This is a genomic window from Agrobacterium tumefaciens, from assembly GCA_025559845.1.
GTDB lineage: Bacteria > Pseudomonadota > Alphaproteobacteria > Rhizobiales > Rhizobiaceae > Agrobacterium.
The window spans coordinates 2,705,001-2,723,999 of sequence record CP048469.1; the positions used below are offsets into that span (position 1 = coordinate 2,705,001).

Below are 18,999 nucleotides of genomic sequence, written 5' to 3' on the forward strand. Positions count from 1 at the left end.
GCGCCAGCGCCTTCCAGACGGCAGAGATCCGTCCTCGTGTCACCGGCATCATCCGCGAAATTCCCTTCAAGGAAGGTAGCGAGGTCAAGCAGGGCGATATTCTCTATCAGATCGACGACGACACCTATCTGGCGGAAGTCGCGCAGGCCAAGGCAACCGTTGCCAAGGCCGAAGCCAGCATTCCGAGTGCCCAGGCAAACCTGAGCCGCTACGAGCGCCTGGTCAACAGCGGCGCGACGCAGATCGAATATGAAAATGCCAAGGTCACTCTGCTGCAGGCTGAGGCCGACGTCGCTCAGGCCAAGGCAGCTCTGGAAACCTCCGAGATCAATCTCAATCTTACCAAGGTCCGGGCGCCCTTTGACGGCATCACCAGCACCACGGCGTTCAGCATTGGCAACGTTGTCACCGCCAATCAGACCACGGCTCTGACAACACTGCGTCGGATTGATCCGATCTACATCGAACTGATGGAATCGAGCACCAATCTTCTGCGGCTGCGCAATGCCATCGCCTCCGGCCAGCTCGGCGGAGACGCAAAAGCCACCGGTATTCACCTGACGCTCGAAGACGGCACCGAATACAAGCAGGACGGCAAGATCGACATGTCCGATATGGCCGTCAGCGAAACGACGGGTAGCTTCTCGATCCGCGCTTTGTTCGACAATCCGGATGACCTCATTCTCCCCGGCACCTATGTCCGCGCGACGCTGAACATTGGCAAGGAAAAGGGCTATCTCATTCCGCAGCGCGCCGCGAACCGAGATGCCAGCGGCAACCTGACCGCCAAATTCGTGACAGCCGAAAACAAGGTGGAAACACGCACCTTCGCGTCCAGCCAGCAATCCGGCAACGCCTGGCTTGTCACCGAAAACGTCAAGGATGGCGACAAGCTCATCGTCGACGGCTTCCAGTGGATCGCCGACGGCGCAACCGTCGCACCCGTTGAAGTCACCATCGATGACCGGGGCATCGTCGTGCAGCCGGCCCAACCGGCCGCCGCTCCCTCGAAATAAGCATAGGCAGAGAACCTTTGTTCGAAGCTCGAAAAAGATAAGGCAAGGACTGCCATGGCCCATTTCTTTATCCGGCGCCCCGTTTTCGCATGGGTTATCGCCATCGTCATCATGCTTGGCGGTGCCTTGGCCATCGCGACGCTTTCCATATCGCAGTATCCGGACATTGCGCCGACGACGGTGCGCATCAGCGCTACATATAACGGTGCAAGTGCGGAGACAGTCGAGAAATCGGTGACGACAATCATCGAAGACGGCATGACCGGTCTTGATGATCTCACCTATATGACCTCGTCATCCTCGACCGGCAGCTCCGAAGTCACACTGACGTTCGGCAACAGCATTCTGCCGGATATTGCCCAGGTTCAGGTGCAGAACAAACTGCAGCTGGTCCAGTCGCAACTGCCGGATACCGTGCAGCAGCAGGGTATCCAGGTCAGTCGCTCGACGTCGAGCATTCTGATGGTCGGCGCATTGATTTCAACAGACGGGAAGCGCAACTCCGCTGACCTCGGCGACGTCTTTTCCACCCGCATTGAAGATCAGATCAAGCGTCTTGAAGGCGTCGGCAGCATCAACGTGTTCGGTTCCGAATATGCGATGCGCATCTGGCTGGACCCATTCAAACTCAACAAATATCAACTCACCACCGCAGATGTAACGAGCGCAATCGAAAGCCAGAACACGCAGGTCTCGGTCGGCTCGCTCGGAGCGCTGCCGGCCGTAAAGGGCCAGCAGCTCAACGTGACGGTGACGGCACAGAGCCAGCTCACGACGGTTGCGGATTTCGAATCCGTCATCCTCAAAGTCGAGAAGGACGGGGCGACCGTTCGTTTGAGCGACGTCGCACGCATCGAAATCGGCCAGGAAAGCTACGGCGGCGATTCCCGCTCCAACAGCCGCCCGGCAGCAGGTTTCGCGGTCAATCTCGCAACCGGCGCAAACGCCCTCGACACGGCGGCCCGCGTGAAGGATGCATTGACGAGGGTTGAAGGCTCTCTGCCGGAGGGTGTTTCGATCGAATATCCCTACGACACGACACCCTTCGTCAAATTGTCGATCGAGAAGGTGGTTCACACCCTGATCGAGGCGATCATTCTCGTCTTCGTCGTGCTTCTGGTGTTCCTGCAGAATCTCAGGGCAACATTCATCCCGATGATCGCGGTTCCCGTCGTTCTGCTTGGAACCTTCGGCATTCTTGCGCTCACCGGCTATTCGATCAACACGCTCACCATGTTTGCCATGGTGCTGGCGATCGGTCTTCTCGTCGATGACGCCATCGTCGTCGTTGAAAACGTCGAACGTATCATGTCGGAAGAAGGCCTTTCGCCTGTCGAAGCAACGGAAAAGTCGATGGGTGAAATTACCGGCGCAATCGTCGGTATCGCCCTCGTCTTGACTGCCGTGTTCATTCCGATGGCCTTCTTCGGCGGGTCCACCGGCATTATCTACCGCCAGTTCTCCGTGACGATCGTATCGGCAATGTTGCTTTCGGCCGTTGTCGCTATCGTGCTGACGCCGGCGCTTTGCGCCACCATGCTGAAGCCGATCGACCATCACAAAAAGCAGCGTGGACCTGGCGCGTGGTTTAACCGCGGCTTCGGGAAAACCACTGATGGCTACGTTTCGACCATTGGTTATCTTCTGAAGCGTCCGCTGCGTGTCATGGTACTTTTCCTCGCCATCATTGGCGGTTGCGCATGGTTCTTCACGAAACTGCCAAGCTCGTTCCTGCCGCAGGAAGACCAGGGCGTTCTGTTGACCATCGTACAGACGCCAACCGGCTCGAACATCGAGCGGACCAACGAAGTGGTCAAACAGGTCGAGGCCTATTTCCGTGAAAAGGAAGGCAACAACGTTGAATCCGTATTCGGCGTGCTTGGCTTCAGCTTCACCGGTTCCGGCCAGAACAACGCGATGGTGTTCACCAAGCTCAAGGACTTTTCCGAGCGCACGGCGCCGGATCAGCACGCAGCAGCGATTGTCCAGCGCGCGATGGGAACATTCTTCGGTTTCCGCGATGCGCAGGTATTCCCGCTTCTGCCGCCGGCAATTCAGGGCATGGGAACGTCCAGCGGCTTCTCGATGTACCTTGTCGACAGCGGCCGTAACGGCACTGACGCCCTGACGGCAGCATCGAAGGAACTGATCCAGCTCACCAACGGCAACCCCAACATCAGTTCGCTGCGAAGCAACAGCCGTGACAACGAATCGCAGATGAAGATCATTCTCGATCAGGAAAAGATGGGGGCCATGAGCGTCGATCTTGCCTCAGTGAATCTCATGCTGTCGACGATCTTTGCCGGACGCGATGTCAACGACTTCACGCTGAACGGCGAGTTGAAGCCGGTCTACGTGCAGGGTGATGCCCCCTATCGCATGCAACCAGACGACCTGAAATACTGGTATGCCCGCAACACGAATGGTGAAATGGTACCGTTCTCGTCCTTCAGCGAAGTCACCTGGATCAATGCACCGCCGACGCTTGCGCGGTTCAACGGCACGGGCGCCATTTCGCTTGAAGGAACCGCCGGACCGGGCGTTGCGTCTGGTGACGCAATGAACGAGATGGAGCGTCTGACAGCAAGCATGCCGGGTGGTTACACCGTCGCGTGGCAGGGCATTTCCTATCAGGAACGTTTGTCCGGCTCACAGGCACCGATGCTCTATGCGCTTTCGGTCCTGATCGTCTTCCTCTGCCTTGCCGCCCTTTACGAAAGCTGGTCGATCCCGTTCTCAGTCATCATGGCCGTACCGGTCGGCGTGCTGGGTGCATTGGGTGCTGCGCTGCTCTTCGATCAATCGAACGACGTTTATTTCAAGGTTGGTCTTTTGACGACCATCGGTCTCGCTGCCAAGAACGCCATTCTGATCGTCGAGTTTGCGAAGGAGAGGCAAGAACACGGGCTTAGTCTGGTGGATGCGACGCTGGAAGCTGCGAAGCTTCGTCTGCGCCCAATCATCATGACCTCGCTGGCCTTTATCCTCGGTGTTGTTCCCCTTGCAATCGCAACCGGAGCAGGATCGTCGGCCCAAAATGCGATCGGTATCGGGGTGCTGGGTGGTATGCTTTCTGCAACACTCCTCGGAATTTTCTTCGTTCCGTCGTTTTTCGTGGTCATTCGCCGCCTTTCTAGGCGTTAACAAAACAAAAATGGGCTGTGCCAATTGTAAATACGCTGCTAGAAATGTTGCTGATTTGGCAGATGCTCGTTTCTACGGCACATGAGCGGCTTTGTTCGCTTCGTCATGACGCTGCATTCGGTAAGCCAACCGGAGAATTGGGAAAAATATATGCTGTCTATTCGTGCTACCATTCCCCTGACAATGCTTTTGCTGTCTGGCTGCGTTGTCGGACCAGATCACAAGACCCCGGAAATTCAGCTTCCCGGAAAATATGCAGAAGGTGGAAAAACCAGTAACGGTGACATCAGCAGTGTTGCCTGGTGGACGGCCTTCAACGATAGCCGCCTGAACGGCTATGTCTCGACCGGTCTTGCGCAGAACCTAACGGTCCTGCAGGCCCTCGAGCGCATCAACCAGGCCGAGGCCAACGTTGTCGCAGCCGGCGCCGGTTCGCTTCCAAGCCTTACGGCAAGTGGCCAGCACACCACAAGCCAGACCAAGGGCAGCTATCGCGACGTTCCCGTCACGAACGCCTCGTCCGGTGGCCTGAGCGTTTCCTGGCTGCTTGACCTGTTCGGTCAGTACCGTCGTGCCAAGGAAAGCGCCAATGCCTCGCTCGACGCGGCGTATTCCAACGTCGACACCCAGCGTCTGACGCTGATTTCGGCAGTTGCCGCCGCCTATATCGACGCTCGCTACTACCAGGAGCGTATCGCGATCGCCAAACAGAACCTCGGTTCTCGCCGCGAAACGCTCGACCTGACCAAGCTGCAGCTCGAAGCAGGTGCTGCATCGCGCCTCGACGTTGTGCAGTCCGAGGGCCTGGTGAATTCGACATTGTCGGAAATTCCGGGTCTTGAGACGAATTTCCGTCGCTCGGCTCACCGCATCGCCACCCTGCTCGGCATGCCGGCTTCGTCGCTTCTGACGGAGCTTCAGAAGGGTTCTCGCCAGCCAGTTGCCCGCAACGTCCCGCGCACCGGCATTCCGGCAGATCTCATTCGCAATCGTCCGGACATCCGTGCGGCCGAACGCGAACTGGCCGCAGCCGTTGCGAGCATCGGCGTTGCCGAGTCGCGACTTTATCCGAGCATCGAACTCGGCGGCTCCATCACGCCAAGCTACAACTTCATCAGCGGCGGCAGCCGAGGATCGGCAAATAGCTGGTCGTTTGGTCCGAGCATCGTCCTGCCGATTCTGGATGGCGGCACCATCCGCGCCAACATCGATCTGACGAACTCGCAGGCTCGCGAACAGTATCTCGTCTGGAAGGCGACGGTTCTGAACGCTGTGGAAGAAGTTGAAAACGCGCTGGCCGCCATCAATCGCGATCAGCGGACTGCCGATGCGTTGCGCAAGACGGTTGCCTCCTATCAGGAAGCCCTGCAGCTCTCGACCGCGAGCTATCGTGACGGTGCGTCCTCGCTGCTCGACGTTCTCGATGCGCAGCGTCAGGTTTCCACCGCTCAGGCAAGCCTTGCTCAGGCCGTACAGCAGACCGCCCAGGACTATGTTTCTCTGAGCGTCGCTCTCGGTGGCGGTTATGCCTATGGCCAGACCGCACCGAAGAAGGTCACGGAAACACAGACTGTCGCAAAGGGCATGTAACAAGCCTTTCGCAACAACAAAAAAGCCCGCGCTTTGCGCGGGTTTTTTTATGCCAACACATCCGTCAAATCAGGCAATAAAAAAGCACCGGTTTCCCGGTGCTTTTTGCATTTTCGGATCTGGATCGGCGCATCACCTCAAATAGCTGAAACGCTCCGAATGCGCCCGCGAGCACACATCCAGTGATCAGTTCTTGGCGCGCTCAACGTAGGAGTTGTCTTCCGTCGCGATCACAACACGAATACCGGCATCGATGTGCGGCGGAACCATGGTGCGAATACCGTTGGAGAGAATTGCCGGCTTGTAGGACGAAGACGCAGTCTGGCCCTTGACGACCGGTTCGGTCTCAGAGATTTCCAGCGTGACGTGACGCGGCAGTTCTACAGAAAGCGGAACGCCTTCGTGGATGGAAAGAACGCAGGTCATGCCTTCCTGGAGGTAAGCCTTCTGGTCACCCATCGTATCAACATCGACAACGACCTGATCGTAGCTCTCAGGGTTCATGAAGTGGAAGCCTTCGCCGTCTTCATAAAGGAACTGGAAATTCAGGTCTTCAACAAACGCGCGCTCGACCTGTTCGGTGGTCCGCCAGCGCTCGGAAACCTTCACGCCATCGACGATGCGGCGCATGTCGACCTGCGTAACCGGGGTACCCTTGCCAGGGTGAAAGTTCTGGGCAGTGAGGACGACGTACAGCTTGCCGTCGACGTCGAGAACATTGCCCTTGCGGACGGATGAGGCGATAACCTTGACCATATGAGTTCCTTGTAACTCGATGAAATGCGTCGTAAAGGACTGCGCGGCTGCACCGACCCGGTAGACGTTTTGTCTTTTTTCTGGGGCGCAACTACCTTAAATCCGTGCGAATTGCCAGCCTTCTACAGCAATTCCGGGAAGAGTGCCTAGCGCTTTTCGGTCCAGAACTGCTTTAAATGGTATGATCGCACATGTAGCGGAGAAAAATCTCTGCAATGCCGCCGCCGCAACGACGGAAAAGAAGACAGGAAAATGGATTCAAGCAAACAGAAAGTATCGTCCTGGTGGAGGCCTGATGTTCATGCAGACCGTCGCGCCTTTCTGATCGGACGAAATGCGATCCAGTCTGCCTTCCGCGGTTATTTCGCCCGCAAGGATTTTCTCGAAGTCGATACTGCGACCCTGCAGATCTCGCCCGGAAACGAGGCCCATCTACACGCTTTCACGACACAGGGCATCACCACAAGTGGCGACAGGGCCGCACTCTACCTTCACACCTCGCCCGAATTCGCCTGCAAGAAATTGCTTGCAGCGGGTGAAAAACGCATCTCCTGTTTCGCCCATGTTTACAGAAACCGTGAGCGCGGCCCCCTGCATCATCCTGAATTTACGATGCTTGAATGGTACCGTTCCGGCGAGACATATGAAACGCTGATGAATGACAGTGCCGAACTTCTGGCACTTGCGGCCGAAACGGCGAAAACCAGAACCTTTACCTATCGTGGCCGCAGCGTCGATCCGTTTCTGGCGCCTGAACGCTTGAGCGTCGCGGAAGCGTTTGAGCGATATGCGGGTATCGATCTTCTCGCAACGATCAGCCGGAATGGTGAAACTGACGCCAGGCACCTCGCCGCGAACCTCATCAACGCAGGCATCCGTGTTGCCGACGACGACACCTGGGCGGACATGTTCAGCCGTGTCATCGTCGAACGGGTGGAGCCTGAGCTCGGCTTCGGACGAGCCACCATCCTTGATGAATATCCGACCAGCGAAGCCGCCCTCGCTCGAAAATCGCCGGCAGATGCACGTGTTGCAGAACGCTTCGAGCTTTATGCTTGCGGCGTGGAACTCGCTAATGCCTTTGGCGAATTGACCGACGCAACAGAACAACGGCGACGCTTTGAAGCTGAAATGCTGGAAAAGCAGCGCGTCTATGGGGAGATCTATCCGCTCGACGAGGATTTTCTTGCTGCGTTGGACATCATGCCGGCAGCAAGTGGAATAGCGCTTGGTTTCGACCGGCTTGTCATGCTGGCAACCGGCGCGCCGCGCATCGATCTCGTTATGTGGGCACCCGTTGCGGAATATGGGCAATGACAGCAGCCGAAACCATCAAGACACCCGAAGCGCTGTTTGATGCAGGTCTGATAGACGCCAGTGCGCTTGATGGCCTGCGAGCAGTGGCACAACGTTATGCCGTGGCAATCACGCCCTCGATTGCCGCGTTGGTCGATCCGGCTGATCCGGCCGACCCGATTGCATTGCAGTTTGTTCCGACCGAAGCCGAGCTTCTACAGCTTCCAGAAGAACGTGACGACCCGATCGGCGACAAGCCGCATAGTCCCGTCCACGGCATCGTCCACCGATATCCGGACAGGGTGTTGCTGAAGGCCGTGCATGTCTGCCCCGTCTATTGTCGTTTCTGCTTCCGCCGTGAAACGGTCGGCCCGCAAGGAAGTGGTACGATGAGCCCGGACGAACTGGATGCAGCATTCGACTACATCAGATCTCGCCCGGAAATATGGGAAGTAATTCTGACGGGTGGCGATCCACTCGTGCTATCGCCACGCAGACTTTTCGGTCTGATGCAGCGACTGCGCGACATTCCGCATGTCAAAATCGTTCGTTTCCATACGCGGGTGCCGGTTGTTGATCCGGCCCGTATTGACAGCGCACTAATCGATGCGCTGAAGGCGAGCGGCAAGACGACCTATGTTGCACTTCATGCAAACCATGCGCGTGAGCTCACAGATGTAGCAAGGGAAGCCTGCGCCCGTTTGGTGGATGCTGGAATTGTCATGATCAGCCAGACGGTATTGCTGCGGGGCATCAATGATGACCCAGCGGTTCTTGCGGACCTTATGCGTGCCTTCGTCGAAACCCGTATCAAACCTTATTACCTGCATCATCCAGATCTTGCGCCCGGCACCAGCCATTTCCGGCTGAGCATAGAAGACGGGCAGCGAATCGTTTCGGCGCTGCGCGGGCGAATCTCTGGTCTGTGCCAGCCGACCTATGTTCTCGATATTCCCGGCGGATATGGCAAAGCCGTTATCGGCGAGAATGCGGCGAAAAAAACACCAGAGGGTTGTTACTCAGTCTCTGATTTCAACGGAAACGATCATATCTACCCACCCACGGACGGGAACGGCAATTAAAAAGCCAATCAAAAGCCCGCATTTCCGGGCTTTTGAAACCTGACGTTTTCAGAAACAAAAATTTCACATTTCCGCCCATCTCCTGTCATCATACAGAAAAATATTCTACCTATAACAATCGGTATTGATTTTAACGCCGATCCGGACTATCTGTCGTTTGAACTGGAGAACGAGTCTCCTGATATTCCGGGTCAACACCAACACAGGGAGTGTGTCATGTCGAAATATCCGCGCATCGTCGCAATCCTTGGTCTTGAATCCCGGGATGGTGGATTTAAATCCACATGTTCCCGCTGCTGTCGAATGTGACTTAATCGTCTCAATCATCTGAAAATTCAGTTCGACAACATGCTGTGAGATATAGCCACAGCGGGAGTGTATTATGCAGAAGCAAGTTATTGAATTCGCTGGCGAACCCGTCGGCATCGTTATTCCGGACAATGACCGGTTGAAGTTCATCGCAGTCAAGTTTCACGTCCATGATCTGGACGAACAGAAATTTGACAGCGCCGACGACGTACGCATTGCAATCCGCAATCTCGTGCGCGAGCGGAACTTCGCCGCTGTCGCTTGATGGAATGCATTTTCCGACAGTTTGAAAACCGATCAGAAAAACAAAAGCGCGCCCGATACTGATATCGACGGCGCGCTTTTTTGTTGTAACGCGTCTCGGCTTCAGAACGCCGTGAACGTCAAAGTGGTCAAAGACCGCACGATGCCGGGAATGTTGACGATGTTCTGGTTGATGAACTTGCCGATATCTTCTTCCGACCCCAGATAGATTTTCAGCAGCAGATCATATTCGCCGCTCGTCGAATACAGTTCGGAAACGAGTTCGGTCTTGTAGATGGCGTCGGCGACATCGTAGGTCTTGCCGGGTTCACATTGAAGCTGAACAAAGATTGGCTTCACGGACGTCTCCCGTGGTTGGATTCGTAATAAATGGCTTTGCCCTGTGGGCATGCCGCACTATTGGCGCACCCGCATTCGTCTTGCAAGACCGTTCCGAGCCCGCCGTAAAAAAGTGTGCGACCATTTTGACCACGTTACGTAGAACTGCGTCAGCCTCGCGACGCGCCACGCAATTGAATATCGCCCTTTTTTGCCTGCCCGACGATCCAGTTCCTAAAACTTTCAAGCGGCAAATAACCTGCCCTGTCCGACATGCAGGCCAGATAGTAGGCCTCTTCACTTTCAAGCGTTCCTGAAACTGCTTTGACCAGTTTGCCGGTTTGCATCTCATCTTCGATCATGAAGGAGGGAATGAGTGCCACTCCAACACCGAAAGACGCCGCCTCGGCAATCGTCGTAAACTGGTCAAACAGCATGCCATGCAGATTGTCGAAACCCACATCATGGCTTCGGAACCACTTTTCCCAGGCATCGGGACGGGTCGTCATGTGCAACAGCGGCACATTCAGCAAATGAGCCGGGCCAGAAAGACCATGTCGTTCCTTGAAGTCAGGGCTACAGACCGGCACCACGCTTTCATGCATCAGGAAAACGAGTTCCGCCCCCGGCCAATGCGGCAAACCGAAATGAATGGCCGCATCGACAGTTTCGGTCCTGAAGTCGAACACAGACGAGCGCGTCAGGAGATTAACCGATATTCCCGGACAGGCCGCGATGAAATCGGGGAGGCGCGGTACCAGCCAGCGTGTCCCGAAACTCGGCAGAACGGCAAGATTGAGCGTGCCACCGTCGGGATTGGCGCGCAGATTGAGCGAGGCGGTGGAAATGCGGCGCAAAGCCTCGCGAATTTCGCGTGCATAGCCCTCCCCCGCGCGGGTAAGCCGGATCGTCTGGCGTTCGCGTAAAAAAAGCGCCACGCCAAGCTGCTCCTCAAGCGCGAGAATTTGTCGACTGACCGCTCCTTGTGTCAGCCCTAATTCCCGGGCCGCCGCCGATACGCTGCCGATACGCGAGGCAGCCTCGAACGCCGCGAGAAGAGACAATGACGGCAAAAATCTGCGCGGCGGAAGAACCATATTCCCTCACGGAATGAACTCTTGACGATATGTCGATATTCACCATGCACGCTCGGCTGTAAAGTCTTCGGAACAAGGGCTTATCACTCATATATAATCAGCATGGATAGGCCCAAAAAATGGTGGAACGATGTACAACAACCCCCGCTCTCATGGCCTTTGGGAAAAGACCGCGCCCCAGCCCCCTGCGACCTCTTCATTGATGGACACGGTCCATGCCGACGTCGTCATCGTTGGAGGCGGTTTCACCGGCCAGTCAGCAGCACTTCATCTGGCGGAAAGAGGTGTGAACGTCGTTCTTCTCGAAGCAAAACAGATCGGCTTCGGAGGCGCTGGCCGCAATGTCGGCCTGATCAATGGCGGCATGTGGGTCATGCCTCAGGAACTACCGGGGGTTCTGGGCCCGGTCTATGGTGAGCGCCTTCTCAACCTGTTGGGCGATGCGCCGCTCACTGTCCGAAACCTGATCGAAAAACACGACATCGCCTGCGAGATGGAAAAGAACGGCACCCTGCATTGCGCGGTCGGCGAAAAGGGGCTGGCGGAAATCAAGGCCCGATGTGAACAGTGGGCAGCCCGCGGCGCACCGGTCCGGGTTCTCGACGCCGACGAGACAGCAAAGCGTATCGGCAGCCCGGCCTACTCTGGTGCGCTTCTCGATACACGCGCAGGCACACTGCAACCGCTTGCCTATGTCCGCGGTCTTGCAAAGGCTGCCGCGAAGGCCGGGGCACGCATCTTCACCGAAAGCCCTGTCATCGCCACGGAACGCGACGGAAACCGATGGGTCGTCAAGACACCGCAGGGCGCGGTCTCATCCGACTGGATCATCGTCGCAACCGAGGCTTACAGCACGGGACCTTGGAAAATCGTGCGAGAAGAACAGGTCTACCTGCCCTACTTCAACCTTGCCACCCGGCCATTGAGCGACAATCTACAAAAAAGCGTCCTGCCAAACCGCGAAGGGTGCTGGGATACCAAGGAAATCCTGTCGTCTTTCCGGATGGACAAGGCCGGCAGATTGGTGTTCGGCAGCGTTGGCGCCTTGCGTCGAACGGGTACCGCCATCCACAGGAGCTGGGCAAGACGATCGCTGAAACGGCTCTTTCCGCAGCTTGCCGACATCGAGTTCGAATGCGAATGGTATGGCCAGATCGGTATGACGGACAACGCACTGCCGCGCTTCCACAAGTTTGCAGACAAGGTCGTCGGCTTCTCCGGCTATAACGGCAGAGGCATCGCACCAGGCACGATTTTCGGCCGTACGATTGCCCACCATGTCCTGGGTGACCTTTCCGAGGATGACCTGCCCTTGCCCGTGACCGATCCTCAAGCCCAGCCATTTCGTGCGCTGAAGGAAAGCTACTATGAAGCAGGCGCGCAACTTGCCCATTTTGCCGGCGAGCGCTTCTAAAAATCGGCACGCACAATAAAGCCGCCTGACCATTGCGCGTCTCCATTGCCAAAGATAGCAGCTCTGCGTATTGATTTCAGGGTTGAGTTGAGGAGGAGAATCTTCTCAACCTGACCTTGCCTTGGCGGATACGGAGCCACAAGTCGAACTTGGCGCGTTCTGGTGGAGGAAACGGCGGGACCACAGACCAAATGGAACATCCGGAGTGGTCATTTAAATTGAAGATATTGAGACTATGCATCTGATCGATCAGAGGCAAAATCACGGCCAGAGATGCAGCCGACACGACATCGATTTGTTGATCGTGTGGCCCTGGTGCCTGCCATCTGCATGGTATTGACGGTATTTTATGTATTGGGGGACTTTTAAGTGATTGATTACGTTGCGGGCCTGCCCGCATTTTTGGGATATTTCTTCATCGGACTTGCCGCATACGCTGCTTTCGCTGCCATATACACCCGACTGACCCCTCATCGGGAGGCGGAGCTTATCCACGAGGGAAACCTTGCAGCCGTTATAGCTTTTCTCGGCGCACTGATCGGTTTCAGCCTGCCGCTTGCATCTGCGGCAGCCCATTCTGTCAGCATCGTCGACTACGTCATCTGGGCCGTAATTGGCATCGCCGCCCAAGTGCTCGCTTTCTACATTGCCAATTTCACGATGAAGAACCTCCATGACAAGATCACAAGCGGCGATATCGCAGCCGGATTGTGGGGTGGCGGTGTGGCGCTCGCGATCGGCATCCTCAATGCCGCCTGCATGACGTATTGAGGAGAGAAAATGCGCAGACGTTTGAGCGGGCACACACGCCCAATCCTCATTTTCGGCTCCCTCGCCGCATACGCTTTGTTTCTTCACAACTGCACCAAGACCCCGCCCTACAACGTCATGTTCACCTCCGTGGATGAGTGCGTTTCCTCTGGCATGGATACGCAGGTCTGCCAGACCGCCTATCAAGATGCCATGGAGACGCATCTCACAAACGCTCCGCGTTTCGATGGCATGGCAGCCTGCGAGGATGAGTACGGAAAATTTCAGTGCACGGAACAACAAGGGCTAAAGTCGAGCGGCACGAGCAGCGGCTCCTTTACGCCGTTCATGACCGGATATTTTCTGTCTTCCACGATCAAAAACATCGCTGACTATAACAACTACCGTCGAGAGGAAAACGAAGAGGAAAGCAGCTCTTCCGGCGGCGCAGGTATCAGCGCTTCCCAACCGGTCTATCGCAACCGCACTGGCCAGACGGTAACACCGATGATGATGGCAAGCGGCGCGCACAGCGATACTGAAATCACAACAACGCGCGCCACCCAGATGGTCAATGTAAAAACCCAGAGCGTTTCGCGTGAAGGTTTCGGCGGACGTTCATTTAGCAGCAGCGGTTGATATGAAACGCATAGGCATTACGGCCCGACCCGACTGGCGCGAGAAAGCGCGCACTGTCGGCTTTGGCTTTCATGAAATGTACGGCGAACCCTATTGGGTCGATGACACCGCTTACGTCTTTTCGTTTGAAGAAATCGAGACAGAAATCGAGGCCCCGAGCCAGGAATTGCACGATATGTGCATGGACATGGTCGGTGACATCGTCACCAGTGAAGAGATGCTCGACAGGCTTACCATACCGCACGACATGCACGACGTGGTCCTGCGATCCTGGCAACGCGGAGATCGCCATCTTTATGGACGGTTCGATCTGGCGTATGACGGATCGGGGCCGGTCAAACTGCTCGAATACAATGCGGACACGCCGACATCCATATTCGAGGCAGCCTATTTCCAGTATGACTGGCTGACAGATCAAATCTTGAGCGGCCAACTGCCGGACAGTGCGGATCAATACAATCTTCTGCAGGAAAGCCTGATCGAGGCTTTTGCGCAGTTCTCCAAGGAACCGATTTTCCATTTCGCTGCCGCGACCCGAAATGAAGAGGATCGCGGCACGACAGTGTACCTGATGGATTGCGCCCTGCAGGCAGGTCATCGCGTCGAGCTTATCGACATCAACGACATCGGGATCGACGCGAAAGGGCGATATACCGATCTTCAAGATCGGGTGATCGATCGCTGTTTCAAACTTTATCCTTGGGAACATATGCTGCGCGAGCCTTACGCCCGCCAGTTGGCAAAATCCGGCGACGTGTTCATCGAACCGGCCTGGAAATCGGTTCTCTCCAACAAGGGGCTGCTGCCGCTTTTATGGCAACGACATCCCAACCATCCCAACTTGTTGCCGAGCTTCTTTGCCGACGCCCCGGCAGCAACGGGCCTGATGGATTACGTGCGCAAACCGCTTCTTTCCCGTGAGGGAGAAAACGTCACCATTGTTCGTGACGGACATGACGTGATCGAAGCTCCTGGCGAATATGGCGAGGAGGGCTTTATCATACAGGCCTATTCGCCACTTTTCGAAAGCGAGGCGGGCTACGCCGTGCTCGGAAGTTGGGTGATCGGCGACCGCGCTTGTGGTCTGGGCGTCCGTGAGGATCAATCACGAATTACCGCCAACTTGTCCCGCTTCGTACCGCACGTCATCATCGACTGATTTGATCAAAAGCGGCCATTTTCCATCCTGATCCTGCAAAGACGTCTCGACGTTTTCACAAGATCGATATGTTCTTGAAAATATAATGATGGCGATGTACGGCTAGCGTTATATTCACGAAAATATCTCGATACCGGGGAATTATTATGAAGCTTCTGAGCCGCACTTTTTTCAGATCTGTTGCTGCCGCCACATCCATGGTGCTGGCCGTGTCATTTGGCGCCCTACCGGCCAACGCCGCCGAAAAGGTGACTGTTTTTGCAGCCGCGAGCATGAAGAATGCTCTTGATGCCATCAATGGCGAATGGGCCAAGGAGAGCGGCAACCAGGCCACGGTGTCTTATGCGGCAAGCTCTGCACTTGCCAAACAGATCGAAGCCGGCGCGCCTGCCGATATCTTCATTTCCGCCGACCTCGCATGGATGGATTACGTTGCAGACAAGAAGCTGATAGACACCGCAACCCGCTCCAACCTTCTTGGCAACCGGATCGTTCTCGTCGCTCCTGCCGACAAGGCCAAACCCGTTGAGATCGGCCAGGGCTTCGATCTTGCCGGCCTAGTTGGCGATGGCCGATTGGCGATGGGCGCCGTGGATTCCGTTCCGGCTGGAAAATATGGCAAGGCTGCACTGGAAAAGCTTGGCGTGTGGGCGTCAGTCGAGAATAAAGTCGCGGGCGCTGAAAGCGTGCGCGCCGCACTGCTTCTCGTTTCGCGCGGCGAAGCACCTTATGGCATCGTCTACCAGACAGATGCTGCCGCCGACCCGGGCGTGAAGATTGTCGGCACCTTCCCTGAAGACAGCCATCCGGCAATCATCTATCCGGTCGCTGTACTTTCAGAGGCCAAGTCCCCGGCGGCCAAATCCTATCTCGAATTCCTGAAGTCGGAAAAAGCCAAGCCATTCTTTGAACAGCAAGGCTTTACGGTTTTGAAGTAAGGTGATCGCCGTGGCTTCCGAACAACGGCAGCCACGGCTTTTCACGACGACAGGATATGCATTTGGACTGGTGGACGCTCAGCCCTGAAGAATGGACTGCAATCAGGCTCAGCCTGCGGGTGTCCGTGGTCGCAATGTTCGCAAGCCTGCCATTGGGAATTCTCGTGGCGCTTGCCTTGGCGCGTGGTCGCTTCTGGGGAAAATCCATCCTCAACGGTATCGTACACCTGCCACTCATTCTCCCGCCCGTGGTCACGGGCTTTCTCCTCCTCGTCATGTTTGGCCGAAGAGGCATGATCGGCCAGTTTCTCGATACTTATTTCGGTATTGTCTTCTCATTCCGATGGACAGGTGCCGCACTCGCCTGCGCGGTCATGGGATTTCCATTGCTGGTCCGCTCCATCCGTCTTTCGCTTGAAGCGGTAGACGGCAAGCTGGAAGAAGCAGCGGCGACGCTCGGTGCCAGTCCCTTGCGCGTCTTTCTCACCGTTACGCTGCCTCTGATTTTACCAGGCATCATTGCCGGCATGATCCTGGCCTTTGCCAAGGCAATGGGCGAATTTGGTGCGACAATTACCTTCGTCTCGAATATTCCAGGGGAAACCCAGACACTCTCAGCCGCCATCTACACCTTCACCCAGGTTCCCGGCGGCGATTCCGGTGCGCTTCGCCTCACCATCGTCTCCGTCATCATTTCCATGCTGGCGCTGCTCGGTTCGGAATTTCTGGCGCGGATCATCGGCAAAAAGGTGAGCATGGAATGACGCTCTCGGTTAAAGTTCGCCACCGCCTTGGTTCTTTTGCGCTGGACGCGTCCTTTGAATCGCAGAGCGGCGTCACGGCTTTGTTTGGGCGTTCCGGCTCCGGAAAAACGTCGATGATCCGAATTATCGCGGGTCTGTTACGGCCGGAGAACGGGCAGGTTTCGCTTGATGGCGAGGTTTTGGCAGACAGTGACAAGAAGCTGTTCGTGCCCGTCCATGAACGTCGTTTCGGCTATGTTTTTCAGGAATCACGCCTTTTTCCGCATCTCAGCGTGGCTCAGAACCTCAATTACGGGAAATGGTTCACGTCCGCCAAACTGACGACGGCTGACGACCGTCGCATCATTGATATGCTCGGTATCGACCACCTGTTGCAGCGGCATCCCAACAAACTGTCCGGGGGCGAAAAACAACGCGTTGCGATCGGACGCGCGCTCATGTCATCACCGCGACTGCTGTTGATGGATGAGCCGCTGGCGTCTCTCGATGAGGCGCGCAAGGCCGAGATAATTCCCTATCTGGAACGGCTGCGTGACGAGATGAACATTCCGATTGTCTATGTCAGCCATTCGATCCAGGAAGTCGCACGCCTGGCCGACAACATCGTAGTCATGAAAGACGGCAAGATCGAAACGCAGGGCAAGGCGGCCGATGTTCTTGCCCGACCCGCTCTTAGTGTTCATCTTGAAAGGCGCGAGACCGGCAGCATTGTTTCCGGCCATCTGGGCAGCTTCGATGCACACCATAACCTTGCTGCCGTGCGCCTCTCGAATGTCGTCCTGCAGGTTCCCGCCAAGTCCGGAACGGCTGGAGCAGCGGTGCGTGTCCTGATCCCCGCTCGCGATGTCATGCTGGCAACAGTAAGACCGGAAGGCTTGAGTGCCCTTAACATTCTTGAGGGAACGATTGCCGATATCACGGCCTCCGGCGACGGGATGGTTACGGTTCAGGTCGACTGCGGCGGCAACCTCATCCAATCGCGCATCACCGATCTGTCGCGTGAGCGTATGCAGCTTGAACCGGGCAAAGCCATCCACGCGATCATAAAATCGGCGGCTCTTGATCCCTATTGATCGCATCGCCCGCTTCAGGATTGCGATTGGCCTCCAGCCAGTCGAGATCGGCGCGTAAGGCATCGTTCATGCGCAGTTCCATGGCGCGATACCGCTCCAGGACTTCAACGCCAAATGGGGTCAGGGACGCGCCGCCCCCCTGCTTGCCGCCGCGCTGCGATTCGATCACAGGCTGCCGGAACATGTGGTTCAGAGCATCCACCAGCAGCCATGCCCGTCGGTAGGACATGTCCATTGCCCGCCCGGCAGCGGAAATCGACCCCGTCTCGGCAATAAGCTCCATCAGCTCGATCCTGCCATGCCCGAGGCGATCGCCAGGTGGAAAATCGATCCGAAGAACTGGCTTCAACGGTAAAGATGCGTTGCTCATTGCCCTGTGCTCCGGTGAACATCGCGAAATGCCTTTTGGGCACCGGCAACCGGCAGAGCCGTCGCTTCATAAACGCCACGCGCCACGGCGCGTGCCATGGTGATTGTCGCAAGGTGGCAGAGTTCTGCAAAGTGAACACCGGCCTGAAGTGTTTTTTCACCCGTTGCGGCAGAAAACATTGTGTCGCCATCACTTGGCAGATGAGCCGGCAAAACGGCGCGGGCAAGGCCATCATGCGCCATGATCGACAAACGATGTGCCTGTGCTTTTGTCAGTGCGGCATCGGTCACCACAGCCCCAATCGTTGTTGCGGTGAGGTTCACACCCTTCAAACGAAGCGCGGTATCGTGCGTCGCGAATTGCGAAGGATACCCAAAAGCCCCAAACTCGCCGTCCGTTTCAAACGGCGCGGACCAGAAATGATGCCCCTCCCCGACAGTTGCAGAACCAAGTGCATTGACCGCAACAATCGCCGCAATCTTGTAGCCGCCGGAACTCATGGCGCTGGCCGAACCAAGACCACCTTTGAAGGTAGCAGTCGTCGCCCCCGTCCCGGCACCGACTGTGCCAAGATCAAACGGTCCTGTCGCAGCCGCCCTGAAGGCAGCATAACCCATGTCGCGATAGGGAGAATTGAGGCCCCAATCCTTGTTCCCGCCATTCAATAGATCCATCAGGATCGCCTGCGGTACGATCGGCACCCGCGTGGTGCCGACCTGCAAGCCACGACCAATCTCACGCAAACCGGCCTGAACGCCACCTGCCGCATCCAGCCCGAATGCTGAACCGCCGGAAAGCACAAGAGCATCCACCGTCTCGACCGTCATGGAAGGGTCCAGCAAGGCCGTGTCCCTGCCGCCGGGCGCGCCTCCCAGCACGCTGCCAGAGGCAACAGCCGGTCGATCGAACACGATGGCGGTCACACCCGAGCCAAGTTGAAGGTCGGTGACGTTTCCGACTGAAACACCATCGATATCGGTGAGAAGATTGTGCATTGCGGCGTTGTTCCCTCTTTTATGC

18 protein-coding genes (1 of these 18 cut by a window edge) are annotated in these 18,999 nt (G+C 56.5%); 13 read left to right on the forward strand and 5 right to left on the reverse strand.

The window, feature by feature from the left end; genetic code table 11:
* The 3 genes from FY156_13615 to FY156_13625 form a co-directional block, all read left to right on the forward strand.
* Positions 1-1,016: the 3' portion of an efflux RND transporter periplasmic adaptor subunit gene (locus FY156_13615; protein UXS02423.1), read on the forward strand. 181 nt of this gene lie to the left of the window's left edge; the window shows 1,016 of its 1,197 coding nt (coding positions 182-1,197); the start codon falls outside the window, past its left edge; its stop codon occupies positions 1,014-1,016.
* A gap of 54 nt (positions 1,017-1,070) precedes the next feature.
* Positions 1,071-4,160: an efflux RND transporter permease subunit gene (locus tag FY156_13620; GenBank protein UXS02424.1), complete on the forward strand. Its 3,090-nt coding sequence runs from the start codon at positions 1,071-1,073 to the stop codon at positions 4,158-4,160.
* Between the two features lie 150 nt (positions 4,161-4,310).
* On the forward strand, positions 4,311-5,750 hold the full coding sequence (locus tag FY156_13625) for an efflux transporter outer membrane subunit (protein UXS02425.1): 1,440 nt from the start codon (positions 4,311-4,313) through the stop codon (positions 5,748-5,750).
* 186 nt (positions 5,751-5,936) lie between these two features.
* Here FY156_13625 and efp read toward each other — a convergent pair whose 3' ends face one another.
* Positions 5,937-6,506 carry an elongation factor P gene (gene efp / locus FY156_13630; GenBank protein UXS02426.1) on the reverse strand — a complete coding sequence of 190 codons (570 nt, stop codon included), beginning with the start codon at positions 6,504-6,506 and terminating at the stop codon, positions 5,937-5,939.
* Positions 6,507-6,758: 252 nt separating this feature from the next.
* Between efp and genX the strand changes: the two genes are divergently transcribed.
* The 3 genes from genX to FY156_13645 all read left to right on the forward strand — a co-directional run bounded on the left by genX (position 6,759) and on the right by FY156_13645 (position 9,458).
* Entirely contained in the window at positions 6,759-7,823 is a 1,065-nt protein-coding gene (genX, locus tag FY156_13635) for an EF-P lysine aminoacylase GenX (GenBank protein ID UXS02427.1), read from the forward strand.
* Positions 7,820-8,884 carry a lysine-2,3-aminomutase-like protein gene (locus FY156_13640; GenBank protein UXS02428.1) on the forward strand — a complete coding sequence of 355 codons (1,065 nt, stop codon included), beginning with the start codon at positions 7,820-7,822 and terminating at the stop codon, positions 8,882-8,884. Before genX ends, FY156_13640 begins: the two co-directional genes overlap by 4 nt.
* Before the next feature lie 382 nt (positions 8,885-9,266).
* Positions 9,267-9,458: a hypothetical protein gene (locus FY156_13645; protein UXS02429.1), complete on the forward strand. Its 192-nt coding sequence runs from the start codon at positions 9,267-9,269 to the stop codon at positions 9,456-9,458.
* A gap of 101 nt (positions 9,459-9,559) precedes the next feature.
* Here FY156_13645 and FY156_13650 read toward each other — a convergent pair whose 3' ends face one another.
* Together FY156_13650 and FY156_13655 are read right to left on the reverse strand one after the other, a co-directional pair.
* On the reverse strand, positions 9,560-9,796 hold the full coding sequence (locus tag FY156_13650; protein ID UXS02430.1) for an Lrp/AsnC family transcriptional regulator: 237 nt from the start codon (positions 9,794-9,796) through the stop codon (positions 9,560-9,562).
* A 149-nt stretch (positions 9,797-9,945) separates the two neighbouring features.
* On the reverse strand, positions 9,946-10,872 hold the full coding sequence (locus tag FY156_13655) for a LysR family transcriptional regulator (protein ID UXS02431.1): 927 nt from the start codon (positions 10,870-10,872) through the stop codon (positions 9,946-9,948).
* A 130-nt stretch (positions 10,873-11,002) separates the two neighbouring features.
* Between FY156_13655 and FY156_13660 the strand changes: the two genes are divergently transcribed.
* The 7 genes from FY156_13660 to modC all read left to right on the forward strand — a co-directional run bounded on the left by FY156_13660 (position 11,003) and on the right by modC (position 17,609).
* Positions 11,003-12,286, forward strand: coding sequence for an FAD-binding oxidoreductase (locus FY156_13660; GenBank protein UXS02432.1), 1,284 nt, complete (start codon positions 11,003-11,005; stop codon positions 12,284-12,286).
* A 369-nt stretch (positions 12,287-12,655) separates the two neighbouring features.
* Positions 12,656-13,057 carry a DUF350 domain-containing protein gene (locus FY156_13665; GenBank protein UXS02433.1) on the forward strand — a complete coding sequence of 134 codons (402 nt, stop codon included), beginning with the start codon at positions 12,656-12,658 and terminating at the stop codon, positions 13,055-13,057.
* A 9-nt stretch (positions 13,058-13,066) separates the two neighbouring features.
* Entirely contained in the window at positions 13,067-13,675 is a 609-nt protein-coding gene (locus FY156_13670; GenBank protein ID UXS02434.1) for a DUF1190 domain-containing protein, read from the forward strand.
* Between the two features lies 1 nt (position 13,676).
* Complete coding sequence (locus FY156_13675) at positions 13,677-14,834, forward strand: glutathionylspermidine synthase family protein (protein UXS02435.1); 1,158 nt, start codon at positions 13,677-13,679, stop codon at positions 14,832-14,834.
* A gap of 146 nt (positions 14,835-14,980) precedes the next feature.
* Positions 14,981-15,772, forward strand: a complete 792-nt coding sequence (gene modA, locus FY156_13680; GenBank protein UXS02436.1) for a molybdate ABC transporter substrate-binding protein — start codon at positions 14,981-14,983, stop codon at positions 15,770-15,772.
* Positions 15,773-15,828: 56 nt separating this feature from the next.
* Positions 15,829-16,536 carry a molybdate ABC transporter permease subunit gene (gene modB, locus FY156_13685; protein ID UXS02437.1) on the forward strand — a complete coding sequence of 236 codons (708 nt, stop codon included), beginning with the start codon at positions 15,829-15,831 and terminating at the stop codon, positions 16,534-16,536.
* A complete protein-coding gene (gene modC, locus FY156_13690; GenBank protein ID UXS02438.1) occupies positions 16,533-17,609 on the forward strand; it encodes a molybdenum ABC transporter ATP-binding protein in 1,077 nt (358 codons plus the stop codon). The genes modB and modC overlap by 4 nt, the downstream gene beginning before the upstream one ends.
* Here the strand turns inward: modC and FY156_13695 are convergent.
* Together FY156_13695 and FY156_13700 are read right to left on the reverse strand one after the other, a co-directional pair.
* The gene (locus FY156_13695; protein ID UXS02439.1) at positions 17,578-17,979 is read right to left on the reverse strand and encodes a LysR family transcriptional regulator; all 402 of its coding nucleotides are present in this window, start codon (positions 17,977-17,979) and stop codon (positions 17,578-17,580) included. The genes modC and FY156_13695 overlap by 32 nt on opposite strands.
* On the reverse strand, positions 17,976-18,974 hold the full coding sequence (locus tag FY156_13700; protein UXS02440.1) for a P1 family peptidase: 999 nt from the start codon (positions 18,972-18,974) through the stop codon (positions 17,976-17,978). Before FY156_13700 ends, FY156_13695 begins: the two co-directional genes overlap by 4 nt.
* Positions 18,975-18,999: the final 25 nt, after the last annotated feature.

What these genes read in the sequence shown, in the direction of transcription:
- FY156_13620 (UXS02424.1), top strand. Translation starts at nt 1,071, where the DNA reads ATGGCCCATTTCTTTATCCGGCGCCCCGTTTTCGCATGGGTTATCGCC.
- FY156_13625 (UXS02425.1), top strand. Translation starts at nt 4,311, where the DNA reads ATGCTGTCTATTCGTGCTACCATTCCCCTGACAATGCTTTTGCTGTCT.
- efp (UXS02426.1), bottom strand. Translation starts at nt 6,506, where the DNA reads ATGGTCAAGGTTATCGCCTCATCCGTCCGCAAGGGCAATGTTCTCGAC.
- genX (UXS02427.1), top strand. Translation starts at nt 6,759, where the DNA reads ATGGATTCAAGCAAACAGAAAGTATCGTCCTGGTGGAGGCCTGATGTT.
- FY156_13640 (UXS02428.1), top strand. Translation starts at nt 7,820, where the DNA reads ATGACAGCAGCCGAAACCATCAAGACACCCGAAGCGCTGTTTGATGCA.
- FY156_13645 (UXS02429.1), top strand. Translation starts at nt 9,267, where the DNA reads ATGCAGAAGCAAGTTATTGAATTCGCTGGCGAACCCGTCGGCATCGTT.
- FY156_13655 (UXS02431.1), bottom strand. Translation starts at nt 10,872, where the DNA reads ATGGTTCTTCCGCCGCGCAGATTTTTGCCGTCATTGTCTCTTCTCGCG.
- FY156_13660 (UXS02432.1), top strand. Translation starts at nt 11,003, where the DNA reads ATGTACAACAACCCCCGCTCTCATGGCCTTTGGGAAAAGACCGCGCCC.
- FY156_13670 (UXS02434.1), top strand. Translation starts at nt 13,067, where the DNA reads ATGCGCAGACGTTTGAGCGGGCACACACGCCCAATCCTCATTTTCGGC.
- FY156_13675 (UXS02435.1), top strand. Translation starts at nt 13,677, where the DNA reads ATGAAACGCATAGGCATTACGGCCCGACCCGACTGGCGCGAGAAAGCG.
- modA (UXS02436.1), top strand. Translation starts at nt 14,981, where the DNA reads ATGAAGCTTCTGAGCCGCACTTTTTTCAGATCTGTTGCTGCCGCCACA.
- modB (UXS02437.1), top strand. Translation starts at nt 15,829, where the DNA reads ATGCATTTGGACTGGTGGACGCTCAGCCCTGAAGAATGGACTGCAATC.
- modC (UXS02438.1), top strand. Translation starts at nt 16,533, where the DNA reads ATGACGCTCTCGGTTAAAGTTCGCCACCGCCTTGGTTCTTTTGCGCTG.
- FY156_13695 (UXS02439.1), bottom strand. Translation starts at nt 17,979, where the DNA reads ATGAGCAACGCATCTTTACCGTTGAAGCCAGTTCTTCGGATCGATTTT.
- FY156_13700 (UXS02440.1), bottom strand. Translation starts at nt 18,974, where the DNA reads ATGCACAATCTTCTCACCGATATCGATGGTGTTTCAGTCGGAAACGTC.